This window comes from Alteromonas sp. G4i35, from assembly GCF_054960375.1.
Map to the genome: position 1 here is coordinate 112666 of NZ_JBHNZD010000013.1, position 14434 is coordinate 127099.

At 43.6% G+C, this 14434-nt stretch carries 17 protein-coding genes and 1 pseudogene; 15 read left to right on the forward strand and 3 right to left on the reverse strand.

Annotation, left to right across the window (positions count from 1 at the left end):
- The first annotated feature begins 17 nt into the window (after positions 1-17).
- The 15 genes from ACFI6L_RS10220 (at position 18) to ACFI6L_RS10290 (ending at position 11493) form a co-directional block, all read left to right on the forward strand.
- Entirely contained in the window at positions 18-233 is a 216-nt protein-coding gene (locus tag ACFI6L_RS10220; protein WP_012516859.1) for a hypothetical protein, read from the forward strand.
- The gene (locus ACFI6L_RS10225) at positions 233-460 is read left to right on the forward strand and encodes a HypC/HybG/HupF family hydrogenase formation chaperone (RefSeq protein WP_012516860.1); all 228 of its coding nucleotides are present in this window, start codon (positions 233-235) and stop codon (positions 458-460) included. The genes ACFI6L_RS10220 and ACFI6L_RS10225 overlap by 1 nt, the downstream gene beginning before the upstream one ends.
- Positions 453-839, forward strand: a complete 387-nt coding sequence (locus tag ACFI6L_RS10230) for a hydrogenase maturation nickel metallochaperone HypA/HybF (RefSeq protein ID WP_012516861.1) — start codon at positions 453-455, stop codon at positions 837-839. The genes ACFI6L_RS10225 and ACFI6L_RS10230 overlap by 8 nt, the downstream gene beginning before the upstream one ends.
- Positions 829-1575 (forward strand): hydrogenase nickel incorporation protein HypB, encoded by a 747-nt coding sequence (gene hypB / locus ACFI6L_RS10235; RefSeq protein ID WP_020742696.1) that lies wholly within the window; start codon positions 829-831, stop codon positions 1573-1575. The genes ACFI6L_RS10230 and hypB overlap by 11 nt, the downstream gene beginning before the upstream one ends.
- Positions 1576-1581: 6 nt before the next feature.
- Positions 1582-2715, forward strand: a complete 1134-nt coding sequence (gene hypD, locus ACFI6L_RS10240; RefSeq protein WP_012516863.1) for a hydrogenase formation protein HypD — start codon at positions 1582-1584, stop codon at positions 2713-2715.
- Positions 2715-5021, forward strand: a complete 2307-nt coding sequence (gene hypF / locus ACFI6L_RS10245; protein ID WP_462573932.1) for a carbamoyltransferase HypF — start codon at positions 2715-2717, stop codon at positions 5019-5021. The genes hypD and hypF overlap by 1 nt, the downstream gene beginning before the upstream one ends.
- Positions 5021-6073 carry a hydrogenase expression/formation protein HypE gene (hypE, locus tag ACFI6L_RS10250; RefSeq protein WP_226434258.1) on the forward strand — a complete coding sequence of 351 codons (1053 nt, stop codon included), beginning with the start codon at positions 5021-5023 and terminating at the stop codon, positions 6071-6073. The genes hypF and hypE overlap by 1 nt, the downstream gene beginning before the upstream one ends.
- Before the next feature lie 118 nt (positions 6074-6191).
- Positions 6192-6602: a MerR family transcriptional regulator gene (locus ACFI6L_RS10255; protein ID WP_015066020.1), complete on the forward strand. Its 411-nt coding sequence runs from the start codon at positions 6192-6194 to the stop codon at positions 6600-6602.
- 24 nt (positions 6603-6626) lie between these two features.
- Positions 6627-8975 (forward strand): heavy metal translocating P-type ATPase, encoded by a 2349-nt coding sequence (locus tag ACFI6L_RS10260; RefSeq protein WP_462573928.1) that lies wholly within the window; start codon positions 6627-6629, stop codon positions 8973-8975.
- Between the two features lie 9 nt (positions 8976-8984).
- Positions 8985-9341: a cupredoxin domain-containing protein gene (locus ACFI6L_RS10265; RefSeq protein ID WP_012516868.1), complete on the forward strand. Its 357-nt coding sequence runs from the start codon at positions 8985-8987 to the stop codon at positions 9339-9341.
- Positions 9342-9387: 46 nt separating this feature from the next.
- Positions 9388-9711, forward strand: coding sequence for a DUF2933 domain-containing protein (locus ACFI6L_RS10270; protein WP_014997005.1), 324 nt, complete (start codon positions 9388-9390; stop codon positions 9709-9711).
- Positions 9701-10354, forward strand: a complete 654-nt coding sequence (locus ACFI6L_RS10275) for a methyltransferase family protein (protein ID WP_014997006.1) — start codon at positions 9701-9703, stop codon at positions 10352-10354. The genes ACFI6L_RS10270 and ACFI6L_RS10275 overlap by 11 nt, the downstream gene beginning before the upstream one ends.
- A 10-nt stretch (positions 10355-10364) precedes the next feature.
- Positions 10365-10817, forward strand: coding sequence for a hypothetical protein (locus ACFI6L_RS10280; protein WP_014997007.1), 453 nt, complete (start codon positions 10365-10367; stop codon positions 10815-10817).
- 49 nt (positions 10818-10866) lie between these two features.
- Positions 10867-11235 (forward strand): hypothetical protein, encoded by a 369-nt coding sequence (locus ACFI6L_RS10285; protein ID WP_012516876.1) that lies wholly within the window; start codon positions 10867-10869, stop codon positions 11233-11235.
- A 75-nt stretch (positions 11236-11310) separates the two neighbouring features.
- Entirely contained in the window at positions 11311-11493 is a 183-nt protein-coding gene (locus ACFI6L_RS10290; RefSeq protein WP_012516877.1) for a hypothetical protein, read from the forward strand.
- Between the two features lie 251 nt (positions 11494-11744).
- Here the strand turns inward: ACFI6L_RS10290 and ACFI6L_RS10295 are convergent.
- From ACFI6L_RS10295 to ACFI6L_RS10305, 3 genes and pseudogenes are all read right to left on the reverse strand, one after another.
- A pseudogene (locus ACFI6L_RS10295) lies at positions 11745-12698 on the reverse strand (IS481 family transposase).
- 71 nt (positions 12699-12769) lie between these two features.
- Entirely contained in the window at positions 12770-13504 is a 735-nt protein-coding gene (locus ACFI6L_RS10300) for a hypothetical protein (protein ID WP_012516879.1), read from the reverse strand.
- Between the two features lie 84 nt (positions 13505-13588).
- The gene (locus ACFI6L_RS10305; protein WP_014997010.1) at positions 13589-14404 is read right to left on the reverse strand and encodes a hypothetical protein; all 816 of its coding nucleotides are present in this window, start codon (positions 14402-14404) and stop codon (positions 13589-13591) included.
- Between the last annotated feature and the right edge of the window lie 30 nt (positions 14405-14434).

Genomic DNA, 14434 nt, shown 5'->3' on the forward strand with positions numbered 1-14434 from the left:
CTTACTTGAGGAATATTATGAAAATCAAAAATAGTATTAGAAAGTCAGTTACTTCTTTAATTGCCTTTTTTTATCTGGTGGTAGGTTCACCCGTTAGTTATGCGCACCCGGGTCATCAAGGCGATCATTCACTACTTTTGGGATCGCTGGTGTCAACAATCGTGCTTGTCACCGTTGCGCTGTTTATTTATCGAGCTAGAGCAAGTAGGCCCTATCAACGGGTAAAACAGTAATGTGTCTCGCTATCCCCATGAAAGTCATTGCAATTAAAGGCTTTAACGCAACGTGTGAAGCGAAAGGTGTCTCTCGCGAGGTGAGTTTACATTTAGTGCAAGGGCTAGAGGTCAAAGTTGGCGACTATGTGATGGTACATGTTGGTTATGCTCTCCAAGTGATCACCTATGATGAAGCGCAGGTGACATGGGAGATGCTCGATCAGGTCATTGCTTACGATGCATGAAATTAGTCTTTGCTATAGCTTGCTTGACACAGTCGCTGTTCACCAGCGAGCAAACATGAATAAGTCTGTCAGTCTGGTTCACGTCAAAGTCGGCCCACTGTCAGGTGTTGAGCCTGACTTGCTGCACCATGCGTTCTTGGCGTGTAGAACTCACACCATTGGCGATCAGGCAACGCTTAGAATTGACACAAGCGCTATCAAGATACGCTGTAAATTGTGTGGCGAATTCAGCCGAGTTTCGGTGAATAGTATCCTATGTGCAAGTTGCGGTGCTTGGCAAACCGACCTCATTGAGGGCGATGAATTTATATTGCAACGAATAGAGTTTATCGCACCTGACAATTTTACAGAATCAAAGGAGAGAAAACATGTGCGGTAACTGTGGTTGCGAAACGCAAGTAAAATCAGAGAAAACTGACAAGCCATCAGCAAATATCGTTGAGGTTCACGCAAATTTAAAAAGCAACAATGACAGCCAAGCGATAGCAAACCGTGCTTTATTTGACGCACATAATGTACTAGTGATTAATTTGATGTCATCCCCAGGCAGTGGAAAAACCCGGCTACTCGAAGAAACGATACGTGCGCTTAAGTCGCAATACGCGATGGCGGTGATTGAAGGCGACCTCGAAACTGAAAATGACGCAAATAGAATTAGACGTCATGGTGTGCAGGCGGAGCAAATCGCCACGGGCCAAGGGTGTCACTTGGACGCCAGTATGGTGCAAAAGGTACTTGGAAGATTTAGCTTACAAAAACTAGACGTTTTGTTTATAGAGAATGTTGGCAATTTGATTTGTCCAGCGTGTTTTGATTTAGGACAGCACTTAAACATTATTTTGCTGTCCGTACCAGAAGGTGATGATAAGCCTGAAAAGTACCCAGTGATGTTTCGTGCCGCGGACGTCATGCTTATTTCTAAGACCGATTACTTGCAATTTCACGATGAATTCAATGTACCTCGCGCGATTGAATCATTTCGTAAAGTGGGCAACGATGCGCCCGTTCTCGAAGTGTCTTCATTGAAAAGTCAACATCTAGAGCGTTGGTTTTCTTATTTTACGCACGCCATTACAGCTCATCAGTCTCAGTCGTTACAAAATAGCGGAGTCTAAAGTCTTATGTACAGTGTTGAATCGTTGCTAAGAGACATTAAGAATACCTCGCTTTCAAAACCGTTTCGTATTCTTAATGTTTGCGGTGGCCATGAGCGTGCGATTACGCGCGCTGGATTTAGAACGTTGTTTCAGCACAATATTCATCTGATACCTGGGCCAGGGTGCCCCGTTTGTATTTGCCCCGAAGAGGATATTGCATACGCGATACACTTAGCCATTAACGAAAATGTCGTTATCGTTAGTTTTGGTGACATGCTCCGCGTCCCAGTCGAACACGAAATGGGTGGCTGTAGCTCATTGATAGACGCAAAAAATCAAGGGGCCGATATCCGTCCGATATCTTCTCCTCAAGAAGCGGTATCTATAGCATTGGAAGAACCTCGTAAGGTTATTGTGTTTTTTGCTGTTGGTTTTGAAACGACTATGGCACCGATTGCAGCAACACTGCTTAATGATTTACCCAATAACTTTAAAGTATTATTGTCTGGACGACTTACTTGGCCAGCAGTTGCCCATGTGCTTGAGAGTCAACCGAATACTTTTGATGCACTGATTGCGCCAGGCCACGTTGCGACAATTATGGGTAGTGAAGAATGGCAGTTTGCAATCGACCATCATAATTTGCCTGTCAGTATTGCTGGTTTTCATCCAGAAAGTTTGCTGTTGTCGCTCCAAACGCTGCTCGGTAATTGTTCAAATAAAGTCGTCACACTGAGTAACCGCTATCCCGAAGTGGTAAAGCAAAACGGCAATGCAGCAGCTAAAGCAATAATCAATAAAGCGTTCACTATCGTTGACGCACATTGGCGAGGAATTGGTGTTATTCCTGGTTCTGGATTTTCCTTTGCTTCGAGACTATCGCACCTAGACGCCACAAACGATTATGCGCCAGTCGATTTCCCTTCGCAATGTGCGCAAAACGTTCCTGAAACCACATCGCCCTGTGAAAAAGTGATCCTCGGAAAAATGGCACCTGATGCGTGCCCGTTTTTTGGTCAGGAATGCAAACCAGCATCCCCTAAAGGCGCATGTATGGTGTCTGATGAGGGGGCTTGCCGAATTTGGTATAGCTCTGGTGAGCGCTCGATAACAAATGTTATCAAAAAGGGGAATACGCTAAAGGTGGAGATGAAGTGATGACAACTGCCCGCACATATGTTGCCAATACGAATAAGAGTAAAACTATCGCCTATGAGTTGAACATTACTGGAGTCATCCAGGGGGTTGGGTTCAGACCGTTAGTTTACTGCTTAGCGTATGAAAAAAGTATTGTTGGTTGGGTACAAAACGACTGTGGATGTGTGCGAATACACGCTGAAGGCACTGAGCTAGACGTTGAACAATTTGTATTCGACTTACTGAACAATGGGTCGCTAGTTTCCATATCCTTGCTGGAAAAAAAGCAGGTTAAACTGAGTAATGTAGACTCGTTCACGATAAAAGAAAGCGGTCATGATATAGCGTGCGGGGCGATATCAATCCCCAAAGATGTCTATTTGTGTGGAGCGTGTAAAGCTGAGTTACTGTCAAATACTAACCGACGTGGCACCTATAGCTTTATCGCTTGCAGTAAATGTGGTCCACGATTTTCTATGCTGCGAGCAATGCCATACGACAGAAAGAACATGAGTATGTCAGCATTTCCAATGTGTGAGTTATGTCGTAAAGAATATCAATCGCCAACTGATAGGCGCTTTCATGCTCAACCAATAAGCTGTCGCGTATGCGGGCCTGAAGTATTTTGTTCAACTGTCGGCGGGCGCGTGGTCTCGCAAGGCGATGTTGATGTTGTAGCAACGGTTGTCGCATATTTGAATCAAGGCAAAATTGTCGCGTTAAAAAGTATAGGCGGTTATCACTTGCTCTGTGACGCACAAAGCACTGAAGCGGTAGACCTTTTACGCCAGCGTAAAAATAGACCAGATAAACCTTTCGCGGTCATGCTCCCAGAGCCTCGTGCAGACGAAACAAGTGAGGATTGGTTAGATAAATGCGTTGCTGTAGACAGTCATCAAAGAGCGCTCTTACTAAGCCCCGTGCGACCCATTTTACTTGCAAAAAAGCAATCGAATGTACCCATTGCAGATAACGTAGCGCCCATGCTTCGTGATTTGGGGGTGATGTTGCCGTGCAGCGGACTGCATTTACTCATTATGCAGCAATTCAATCGCCCCATGGTGGCTACGTCAGGAAATATTTACGGTGAACCGATGGTCACATCGACGTCATCGGCACAGCAACACCTTACGATGTTGGCAGACATCTTCGTGCACCATAATCGAGACATTTTTCACAAACTGGATGATTCTGTGCTGCGAACGCTTAAGTCAGGCACCATTCCAATTCGCCTGGGGCGGGGTATAAGTCCGATAGAATTATCATTGCCATATACTGTGCAGGAACCAATGCTTGCTGTTGGCGCGAATCAGAAAAATACAGTCGCAATAGCTTTGAACAATCGACTTATCGTAACACCGCATATTGGCGACCTCGATTCTCCGATAATGCAAGCGCACTTTGAAAAATGTATCAGTGACTTTCAAGCTCTCTATCATGTTCATCCACAGCGTATTCTTTGCGATAGCCATCCTGGCTATATCAGTTCCCGTTGGGCCAAAGGCAGTGAACTACCGACTACTAAAGTTTTACATTACCACGCTCATGCATCAGCGTGGGCATTAGCTGCTGAAATATCGACACCAAGCTTGGTTTTCGTGTGGGATGGAACGGGATTAGGCGAGAATGGCGAGATGTGGGGAGGGGAAGTTTTTTGTGGGACGCCGGGCAATTGGAAACGTGTTGCCTCATTAGCGCCTATGAAGTTGCAAGGCGGCAACAAGGTTCCAAATCAACCATGGCGAAGTGCAGCATCACTAGTGTGGGGTACTAATTTCACCGGCATTGATTTTAAACCATTTGATCCACAACAATTAAGCTACAACGCATGGCAAAACGAACTCAATTGTCATGTTAGTAGTTCAATGGGAAGACTGTTCGACGCGGCGGCATTTGCCTGCTGTGAACAGAGCGAAGTCTCTTATGAAGGGCAGGCGCCGATGATGTTGGAAAGCGTTGCGTCGACGCCCTCTAAGGTTATGCCGTTAACGTTGGTCCAGAAAAACGACGAATTTATTCAAATGGATTGGCGAACACTGGTACCGGAACTATTTGATTTCAAAGTGTCTCCTCAAACTCGTGCTGCAAATTTCCACGCTTCGTTAATTGAAACGGTATGGGAGGTAACCCTACATTGCCGTAAAAAGTTTAATTTTGACCACATTGGATTGGCAGGAGGCGTCTTCCAAAATCGCATTTTGTGTGACGGTATATCACAACGGTTTTTACAATCAGACATTCCTGTGGTTATTCCAAGTAGTTTGCCATTAAACGATGCCGCAATAAGTGTTGGGCAAATCCACGAATACTGTTCACGGAGGTCATAATGAAAAGCGCAGAGGGCAATAATCATTTATCATCAGAGCCGTTGGGCACGGAATCTATTCAATTAGCTCAGGGGAACGGCGGAACACTGACAAAAAGACTCATTGATCATGTTTTTAAAAATAAAGCGAACAAAGATCTAGATCTGCTTCATGATGCCGCCACAGTAACTTTTGATGGTCCTTATCTGAGTATAACAACGGATAGCTTCGTTGTATCCCCCCCAACATTTCCAGGAGGCAATGTAGGCGCGTTGAGTGTTTACGGTACCGTCAATGATTTAGCAGTCGTTGGGGCAACACCACGGTACATCAGTACTGCATTTATTATTGAAGAAGGCTTTTCCCTTTCAACATTGAAACAAATCGTTAATGGAATGCATCAAGCTGCCGAAGAAACGAAGGTCGCCATTGTAACAGGTGATACGAAAGTTGTCCCGAAAGGCAGTGGTGGCGGCGTTTTTATCAATACAACGGGTGTTGGAGACAGCCGAGATGCGCCGATTTGGGATACCAGTCTTATAAAGGCAGGCGATCATGTACTGGTTAGTGGTTCTGTAGGTGATCACGGTGCGTGTGTCCTGCTTGCTCGCGAGGACTATGGTTTGCAAGGTCAGCTAAAGTCTGATTGTGGAAGCGTTGTTCCTCTTATTGATCCAATCAAGCATTTGGAAGGTGTTCGTTTTGTGCGTGACCCAACTCGTGGAGGGTTGTCAGTATTACTCCATGACGTTGCTAATGAAACAGGCTTCGATATCGAGTTAATTGAAAATAATATTCCGGTGCGACCTGAAGTGGCAAGCGTGTGTGAAATATTAGGCTTTGATCCGTTTGTTTTAGCGTGTGAGGGACGCATTGTTGCTGTTGTTGCCCCTGACATAAGCGGTAAGGTGCTAGAACACTGGCGGAGCATTCGAAACGGGGAGCAGGCCGAACACATTGGTGTAATAGTAAAAAACACCGAATCAAAAGGGCGCGTGACCATTGTTACGCCAATGGGAGGAAGACGTTTCATGAATGAACTCGAAGATGAGCCGCTTCCAAGGATCTGCTGAAAGAATAGGTGTTGACCTGTGAGCAACACATAGGTTTACCCTAGTAACGTGAGAGTAGAACATAGGATTAAAGGCGTGCTTAACCGCATATCTATGTTGATAAAAGAGGAGCGTTAAAATGCGCGTTAAACAAATTGCAGATGCACTAGAGATTAGCGCGGACAGCGTACGGTATTACACGCGCATTGGGTTTTTGGTGCCAAGTAAATCGCACAATGGTTACAAGTATTACAGGCCCGCTGATGTGACACGACTACGGTTTATTTTAAGCGCGCGTTCATTAGGTTTCTCTATCAATGATATTAAGGAAATTCTGTTCACGTCATCACAAACCAACGCGCCATGCCCGACGGTTCGGCGCCTTATTGAACAAAGGTTGAAAGAAACTGAACAGCGGTATCAGGACATGCATGAGCTAAGACTGCGCATGCGAAAAGCAATCTCAGAATGGGAAAATACACCGGATCAGCATCCAACGGCCGATACGATTTGCCATTTGATTGAAGGTTTCACAACACTTAAATCATAACATTATTTAGAGAGGGAGTGGCTCATGAATTCAAAAACGGACGATGCGAAAATTCATTCGTGTTGTGGCGGTGACAAAAAAGTATCAACCGCTAGTAAGGCGGTCGAGAGTGAAACACATACTGAGCAAGTCTCTGCGTCTTCGGGTGAGCTACAACTCAATATCCAAGGTGCAAGTTGCGCCAGTTGTGTGTCTAAAATTGAAGCGGCCTTAAAACAGGTCTCGGGTGTCACCAATGCTGAGATGAATTTTGCTGAACGCTCGGTGTTGGTGATGGGCAGTTCATCCTCCCACGCATTGATTAAGGCGGTAGAGCAAGCTGGGTATAACGCAACATTAGCGAATACGGATTCAGATGAGGCTGCCATTGAAGAAAAGGAACAGGCGGACTGGGCATATTATAAAAAACTAATGCGAGACATGGTCATTGCATTATCTCTGGGTGTGCCACTGATGCTTTATGGCTTGGTGATGGGGGAAATGAGCGTCAACACGACCACTGAGCGGATCGTGTGGTTGATTGTAGGGATCATGACATTGGGTGTTATGGTGTTTTCTGGTCGGCATTTTTATGTAGGTGCTTGGAACTCCTTTAAAAATCACGCCGCGAACATGGATACTTTGATTGCATTGGGGACAGGAACAGCCTGGTTGTACTCTATGGTCGTTGTGTTTTTCCCCGGATATGTGCCTGAAATGGCGCGGCATGTCTATTTTGAAGCAACAGCCATGATAATTGGTCTCATTAATTTAGGCTTAGCGCTTGAGATAAAAGCACGCGGTAAAACGTCCGAGGCAATTAAACGACTGATTGGTTTACAAGCCAAAACAGCTCGCGTCATTCGTGATGGGCATGATATAGATATTCCGATTGAAGATGTTCTGCTAAATGATCTTATCCGGGTTCGCCCTGGGGAGCGCATCTCTGTTGATGGCTTAGTTGTCGAGGGCCAGACAAGTATTGATGAATCAATGCTAACGGGTGAACCCATGCCCATAGAAAAACGAAAAGACGATGAGGTCGTTGCCGGCACGATAAACAAATCAGGCTCTATCGTCTTTCGAGCAGAGCGCGTGGGAAAAGATACCGCGCTTGCTCAAATTATTAACATGGTAAAACGCGCACAAAATTCTAAACCGCCTATTGGTCGATTAGCTGATATGATTTCCGCCTATTTTGTACCGGTCGTCATGATCATTGCCGTGATCAGTGCGCTGGCCTGGTTGAATTATGGTCCATCTCCTGAAGTAGCTTTTGCAATCGTTTCTGCGACCACAGTACTGATTATTGCCTGCCCTTGCGCCTTGGGTTTGGCCACACCGATGTCGGTGATGGTCGGTGTGGGAAAGGCGGCTGAAGCGGGGGTTCTTATCCGAAACGGCGAAGCGCTGCAATCTGCATCAAAAATAACCACTATGGTTCTAGATAAAACAGGCACTATTACTGAGGGGGCCCCTAAAGTAACAGATGTCGTTATAGTTTCAGATCATAGTCACAACGATGTGCTTTCTTTGGCGGCTAGCCTTGAGTCTGGTTCTGAGCATCCACTTGCCATGGCGATCGTTGAATCTGCAAAGGAGCAAGGTGTGCCGATCCATTCCGTTACTGATTTTCAGTCCATTGCGGGGAAGGGGGTTGAAGCCATGCTAAATTCTCAACGCCTGCTATTTGGAAATGAAAAATTGATGATAGACCAAGGGATCGAGCTTCATCATTACATCGACAAAGCGCAGAGGTTAGCAGCGGATGCAAAGACCCCTATGTATTTTGCTATTGATTCTACATTAGTTGCCGTAATTGCCGTCGCTGACCCAATAAAATCTGACTCAATAGATGCGATAAAGCGGCTACAGCATAACGGGATACGAGTTGTGATGTTAACCGGGGATAATCGACTGACCGCAAAAGCCGTCGCCCGAAAAGCGGGGATTGCAGATTACGTTGCCGAAGTGATGCCGGAAGATAAGGCAAACAAAATACTTGAGCTTCAACGTGAAGGCGAAATTGTGGGTATGACCGGTGATGGCATAAATGACGCACCGGCCCTTGCTCATGCCAACGTCGGCTTTGCGATTGGGACTGGGACTGATGTAGCGATAGAAAGTGCGGATATAACGTTGATGCGCGGCTCCCTACATGGGTTAGCGGATGCAATTGCCGTGAGCAAAGCAACACTGCGTAACATCAAGCAAAACCTCTTTGGCGCATTTATTTATAATGTCGCCGGAATACCATTTGCGGCAGGCGTCTTTTATCCATTCTTAGGGATACTGCTTAACCCAGTCATTGCTGGTGCAGCGATGGCATTCTCATCACTAACGGTGGTGACCAATGCTAACCGATTACGTCTATTTAAAGCGAAAGAGCACTAGGAGTACACAATGATGATATGGATTAATTTAGCAGGGCTTATCCTGATTGGGCTTATTGTTTGGTGGTTTTGGCTTTACAAAGCACAATCAACCCAGATAAAAGACGGCAGTATCAAAGTCCTTGTAAAAGACGGCGTGTATCAGCCTGCCAATATCACGGTGCCGGCGCATCAGTCCGTTCAGCTTATGTTCGTCAGAGAAGATGCAACGCCCTGTGCAGAAACGTTATTGATCCCGGAGTTGGATATCAATGAAACATTAGCGCTTAACAAGCGAGTGACGGTCACTATTCCTGCTTCCAGTGCCGGCGTTTACCCATTTCATTGTCAGATGCAAATGTATCGTGGCACGTTGGTGATCAAGTGATTAAACGCTTTTTATTAACGTAAAAGATACCAAAGCGAGGTGTATTATGAGTAAACAAAAAGTCCCCTTTTGGCGCACCCCCAGTGGTTGGTCTGCCATAGGCCTTATTACCGCCGCGAGCTACTTCTTGCTGGTTGAGCATGGTGAGCATGTGTTTCCGTATTTACCTTACTTGATCTTGTTGTTGTGCCTTGTCATGCACATTTTTATGCACGGCAGTCATGGCAAAGGACATGAAACACATGAGCACACCGAAAAAACATTTAAAGAACAAACCGAGGACAATGAGCAATATCGAAAAGGCTATATCGAAGGGTTAGAGCAGGCCCGTAAAGGAAAACATAAAACGGAGAATAATAATGCACGGTGATTCTGATTATGGGCTCTGGGCACTAGTCATTATAAACTCAGCCATTTTTATCTTTTTTGCGTTTAGTTTTATCAAGCCGAAGTCGAAAACAGATTGGCGAAGCCTAGGTGTATTTTCCGCTTTTATCGTGGCCTTATTTACCGAAATGTATGGTTTCCCCCTGACAATATATTTTTTGTCAGGGTGGTTAGCGGAAAGTTATCCAGGGGTAGACTTTTTAGCGCATGAAAATGGTCACTTGTGGCATACTTTGCTAGGGCTATCCGGCGATGCTCACTGGGATATTTTACACATCTTAAGTAATGTCATCATCATTTTAGGTTTCTTTTTACTATCCGCTTCTTGGAGTGTCCTACACCACGCGCAAAAATCGCATAGTTTAGCCACTACTGGATGGTACGCTCGCTGCCGGCATCCTCAATATGTTGCATTTATACTGATCATGTTTGGCTTTTTGTTGCAATGGCCAACACTGCCAACCTTACTTATGTTTCCAATTCTTATTGTCGTTTATGCTCGACTCGCCACGCGAGAAGAGCAGCAAGCTGAATCCGAGTTTGGTGATAGCTACAGACACTATAAACAAACGACGCCAGGTTGGTTTCCCCGTATGGGTATTTCAAACGTTTCAAGCACTAATTAAGGATTACAAAATGAACAAAGTACTACTGTCATTACTGTTTGTTGGAGGGGTGTTACCCGCGACATTTGCTGCTGCTCAAACGTCGATGAGTGCGGATGATATGCTTCGAAGTAATGAGCTTGTCATGGATGCACTAATGCAACGCATACAACGGATCAACGACGTCTCTGATAGGCAAACTCTCATCGTTGAGCATATGAAAATGATGGAAATTTATTTAACGAATATTGAGAAGAGACTCCAAAGTGAAACAGACCTGCAACACAAAGCACATCTGGAAGAAACGTACACAAATGGCCTTCAACGAAGTCTCGTTCTTATCGACAGCGGTTTAGCAGGGGGCGACTTTGTAGTCATGGGAAATTCGGTAGACGAACATTTGTTTTATCTTGAACAAAGAATGTCAATTTTACAATCGTTAATGAAGCAGCAGCTCGGTGCCAATAGTGTTTTAAATAATTAAAGAAATGACGAACATAAACAAGTTAACAATCGATTTATAGGAGGAAAAGATGAGCGATCTAGATCACAGAGTCGGTGTATCAGAGGCGAATTTAGTCGTACGGCATTTAAAGTTGGTTGGTATTACCGAAGATAACATAGAAGCAATTATTGCTGGCATTGATGGGACCTTTGGAATCGATGCAGTTTCATTTGAGGACGCCAAAAGTACCCTGCATATAGGCTACGATGCAACCCACTGCAATTTAGATGGCATTGAGACAATCATTCGTGACAACGGGGCAGACATTTCGGACGACTTTTGGACAAAAATGAAAGAAGGCTATTACCAATTCGTTGACGAAAACATTCGTGAAAATGCAAAACACAAACCCTGGAGTTGCCACCGTGTTCCTCCTGGGCAAACCCATAAAAAGTAATTGTTTCAATAGCAACGATCAGACTTACGTTACGCCTGATCGTACAGCCATAACAAACAAAAACAGGACAACACAGTGGTACATAGTAAAAACGAAGCGGACAGAATTAAGTTACTTAACTTGGGAATAATTGAAAGAAACCCAGCTGAGCATGAAATCCATCAAGCGGTACAAGAATTCACAGGTTCCGTTATGCCTAACGCAAAATATTCACTGGAAAAAGCATTAAAAGCGTTTTCTTCAAGCAAAGACGAATAGAAGCGTGGCAAGTTTTAGCCGCTGGAAGGGGCAATTTTTCTATTACCGGCACATGGGTAAATAAAGTGTTAGTGAGTACTTCAATAGGGGCTTTGGTAGCTGTTTTAATAATAGGATTGGCGAAGTTAAATAAATTCGATAAAGACCGAAGTTTTTATCCAACGCTCACTGTTGTGATCGCGAGTTACTATCCATTGTTTGGAGTGTTAGAAAGTCGATTTATATGGCATGAGTTGTGTGATTCATAGACATCATTTCACTTTTCTCAATTGCAGGTCGCGTTGATAATTTGATAGCTGAATGCGCTCGTCCTCAGTTATATAATCCTCGTGAACCTCTTCTCAAAGTGGGGCTTGTTCAAGTCTTTCACAGACAATATCCATTGGCGTTTTTCCCTTTAACGAACCATGTGCCCGTTGCCAGTTGTAGTAATGCTGCCATTCGGGCAATGTTTCGTTTTTTAGTTCGTCTAGATTCAAGTTTACTGTTGAATAAAACTCTTCTTTGTCGGTTCTTTGCGACCTTTCAACCTTACCATTCAGGTGAGGAGAACCAGGCTTGTTAGGACGAAATTTGATGCCATAATCCATCAGCTTTCGCTGAACTTTCTCTGCGAAGAATTCTGTACCACGGTCGGTTTGTATTCGCTGTATTGGAAATGGCATTTCCTCGATTACCTTATCGATAAAAATAAGGGTGTTTGCTGCCGACCTCCGGTTAAACACATCCAGTACGCGATATCTAGAGCAGTCATCAATAGCAGTATATTGGTAAATTCCAGGAGCGATTTTGCATGTATCCATCTGCACTCGATCACCTGGAATAGGTCTTTGGTAACGGATGAAGTCTTTTTTCTTCCGTTGAAATACTATTGGTTTAACGTCATGTCTGGTCAGCACCTTATGTATGGAAGCAAGCGATAATTGAACACTATGCTCGCGAAGAAGTTCATTTTGGATTCTCCGCGCACCAAGCTTCCTGTCTTTTCTCAGGCTTAGAATCCATTCCTCTACCTGATGGTTTATTTTAGCATTTGGCGAGGTATGAGGGCGTTTAGAAACGTCCTGAAGACCGTCTAGACCATTTTCTTTGTATCGTTTTAACCATTTACGAAGAGTGGGTCTGGATATACCACACCTGCGGCAAACCAGACCTGCATTTTTAGTTTCTTCGTAAAGCTCAATCCACTTGAGTCGCTGTCTAATTTCTTTGTTCTTAGAGTCGTATTATTTTGAAACGATCTCTATGAATCACACACATAAACATCCTTGTTGTCTTAAATATTCTGACTACTGTTTTCGAAGACCGTAATTAAAGATTCATCCAAATAGGGACCGATCTCGCTAAAATCGTAAATGCTATTTATGTTCTTATTGCTAATGATCCTTTTGCATTTTAATTTAGTTAAAAATGAATCACTACTAGCAACGGTGAGAATATCTTGTTCAAGATCTCCAGCTAGTTTTTCAACCAATTTAGATTCTAACCTTCGCGAAATACTCTCAAAAGAAGGCAAATTTTCTTCGTTAGTGTTATCGACCCAATCTTTGGTCCTCGTTAGATGATTCTCTATTACCTCGAAAGTTTTTTCAATTTTTATGTTTTTCTGCAATCGGTAAGCAAGTATTGGGTCATGTTTTGAAAGCTCTAAAATAGCGCTGTCAAACTGAGAGGAGAAATCTACTCGCAGTTCTTCCTTCATATCAATGATTAACGAATTAAATGCTTTCTCAAGGGCAATTCGTAGCTCTGCTTCGAATGCTGATTTATCTTTAGGCGAGAATGCTTGGTCATTCAATTTCTCTAAATACAGCTTCAAGTAACCGTCAATCGCGCGATCTGTATTAATTACTGAATTGATAAATACATTGCGTAACTCAAGGAGTAAATAAATTATTGTTCGATTACTTTCTTTTTTTTCTCTCTGAATTTTCCATATATATGTTGCTAAGGCTACTAAAATAGTTGCACTAGCGGTAATAAAGGATCCCAAAATCTTAAGTTCTATCATGTAACTCTCGTGCGATAAACTCATCAACTAAAGATGCTAACAAATGCAAAATTAGTTTTTGTTTATGAAGTAGATTAATAAGTATCAGCAATTTTGTAATACTGTGAAGATAGCGTTTTGCGCAGACTCTCTAAATTCACGACCAATTCTTGGTGTGTATGAAGGGTGGGGGGCTGATATTACAGTTGTTTTAAAATCGCCTTTTTGCAGGCTACCTACTGAAAACTTGAACGTTACTTTACCTCTCACTTCGTGATGCTGTATGTCTGTTAAGTTTGAAGAGTGTAGTAGCCAATTCTTTGATGATGGGCTATTAGAGCTCTTGGGAACAAGAACAACTTTTGGCTTGAAGTACTCGATTATCTGATTGTTCAGCTCGTAAGAAAACTGAATAGCTCTCTCTAAAAGCGCTTTATCGTATTTAGCCAACTGAGAAGTGAAGCTTTTAAAATCCTTACTTCCCCACAGCACTATGTTAGCCATGAGCGTTTTGTGTTCACCAAACCGCTTGTTGAATATCTCTGAGTAGAATTGCCACTTGTTGTTTGGCTTGTTAATAGGATCCCACAATGGGACATTCGCACCTTCGCTATTTTTGTACGCTTCGCTGAAATTGTCGTTCATGGCTTGTTGCACAAAACCCTCGTAGTGGGAAGGGGAGGAAGGAGACAAAATAGCGTCGAGAGATTCAGGAACATTAGGATTTGAGCCTAACCAAATTACATCAACTGATTCGGCATTGAGCTTACTTAATACTTTTGCTGTCTCGATTTCCCCGAAGATAGAGCCTCTAAACGGTATCGAATAAGAGCCTGTACCTCTCTTGAGCGCTTTATTTTCTTGATTTTCTACAAAGTCAGAAATACTATTGTTTATTACTTCAAATATATTCAACGTCATGTCCTTATGATTTGCTTGCGTATTCTTTAC

What these genes read in the sequence shown, in the direction of transcription:
- ACFI6L_RS10225 (WP_012516860.1), top strand. Translation starts at nt 233, where the DNA reads ATGTGTCTCGCTATCCCCATGAAAGTCATTGCAATTAAAGGCTTTAAC.
- ACFI6L_RS10255 (WP_015066020.1), top strand. Translation starts at nt 6,192, where the DNA reads ATGCGCGTTAAACAAATTGCAGATGCACTAGAGATTAGCGCGGACAGC.
- ACFI6L_RS10260 (WP_462573928.1), top strand. Translation starts at nt 6,627, where the DNA reads ATGAATTCAAAAACGGACGATGCGAAAATTCATTCGTGTTGTGGCGGT.
- ACFI6L_RS10265 (WP_012516868.1), top strand. Translation starts at nt 8,985, where the DNA reads ATGATGATATGGATTAATTTAGCAGGGCTTATCCTGATTGGGCTTATT.
- ACFI6L_RS10270 (WP_014997005.1), top strand. Translation starts at nt 9,388, where the DNA reads ATGAGTAAACAAAAAGTCCCCTTTTGGCGCACCCCCAGTGGTTGGTCT.
- ACFI6L_RS10275 (WP_014997006.1), top strand. Translation starts at nt 9,701, where the DNA reads ATGCACGGTGATTCTGATTATGGGCTCTGGGCACTAGTCATTATAAAC.
- ACFI6L_RS10300 (WP_012516879.1), bottom strand. Translation starts at nt 13,504, where the DNA reads ATGATAGAACTTAAGATTTTGGGATCCTTTATTACCGCTAGTGCAACT.
- hypE (WP_226434258.1), top strand. Translation starts at nt 5,021, where the DNA reads ATGAAAAGCGCAGAGGGCAATAATCATTTATCATCAGAGCCGTTGGGC.
- hypD (WP_012516863.1), top strand. Translation starts at nt 1,582, where the DNA reads ATGTACAGTGTTGAATCGTTGCTAAGAGACATTAAGAATACCTCGCTT.
- ACFI6L_RS10285 (WP_012516876.1), top strand. Translation starts at nt 10,867, where the DNA reads ATGAGCGATCTAGATCACAGAGTCGGTGTATCAGAGGCGAATTTAGTC.
- ACFI6L_RS10220 (WP_012516859.1), top strand. Translation starts at nt 18, where the DNA reads ATGAAAATCAAAAATAGTATTAGAAAGTCAGTTACTTCTTTAATTGCC.
- ACFI6L_RS10280 (WP_014997007.1), top strand. Translation starts at nt 10,365, where the DNA reads ATGAACAAAGTACTACTGTCATTACTGTTTGTTGGAGGGGTGTTACCC.
- hypF (WP_462573932.1), top strand. Translation starts at nt 2,715, where the DNA reads ATGACAACTGCCCGCACATATGTTGCCAATACGAATAAGAGTAAAACT.
- ACFI6L_RS10230 (WP_012516861.1), top strand. Translation starts at nt 453, where the DNA reads ATGCATGAAATTAGTCTTTGCTATAGCTTGCTTGACACAGTCGCTGTT.
- hypB (WP_020742696.1), top strand. Translation starts at nt 829, where the DNA reads ATGTGCGGTAACTGTGGTTGCGAAACGCAAGTAAAATCAGAGAAAACT.
- ACFI6L_RS10305 (WP_014997010.1), bottom strand. Translation starts at nt 14,404, where the DNA reads ATGACGTTGAATATATTTGAAGTAATAAACAATAGTATTTCTGACTTT.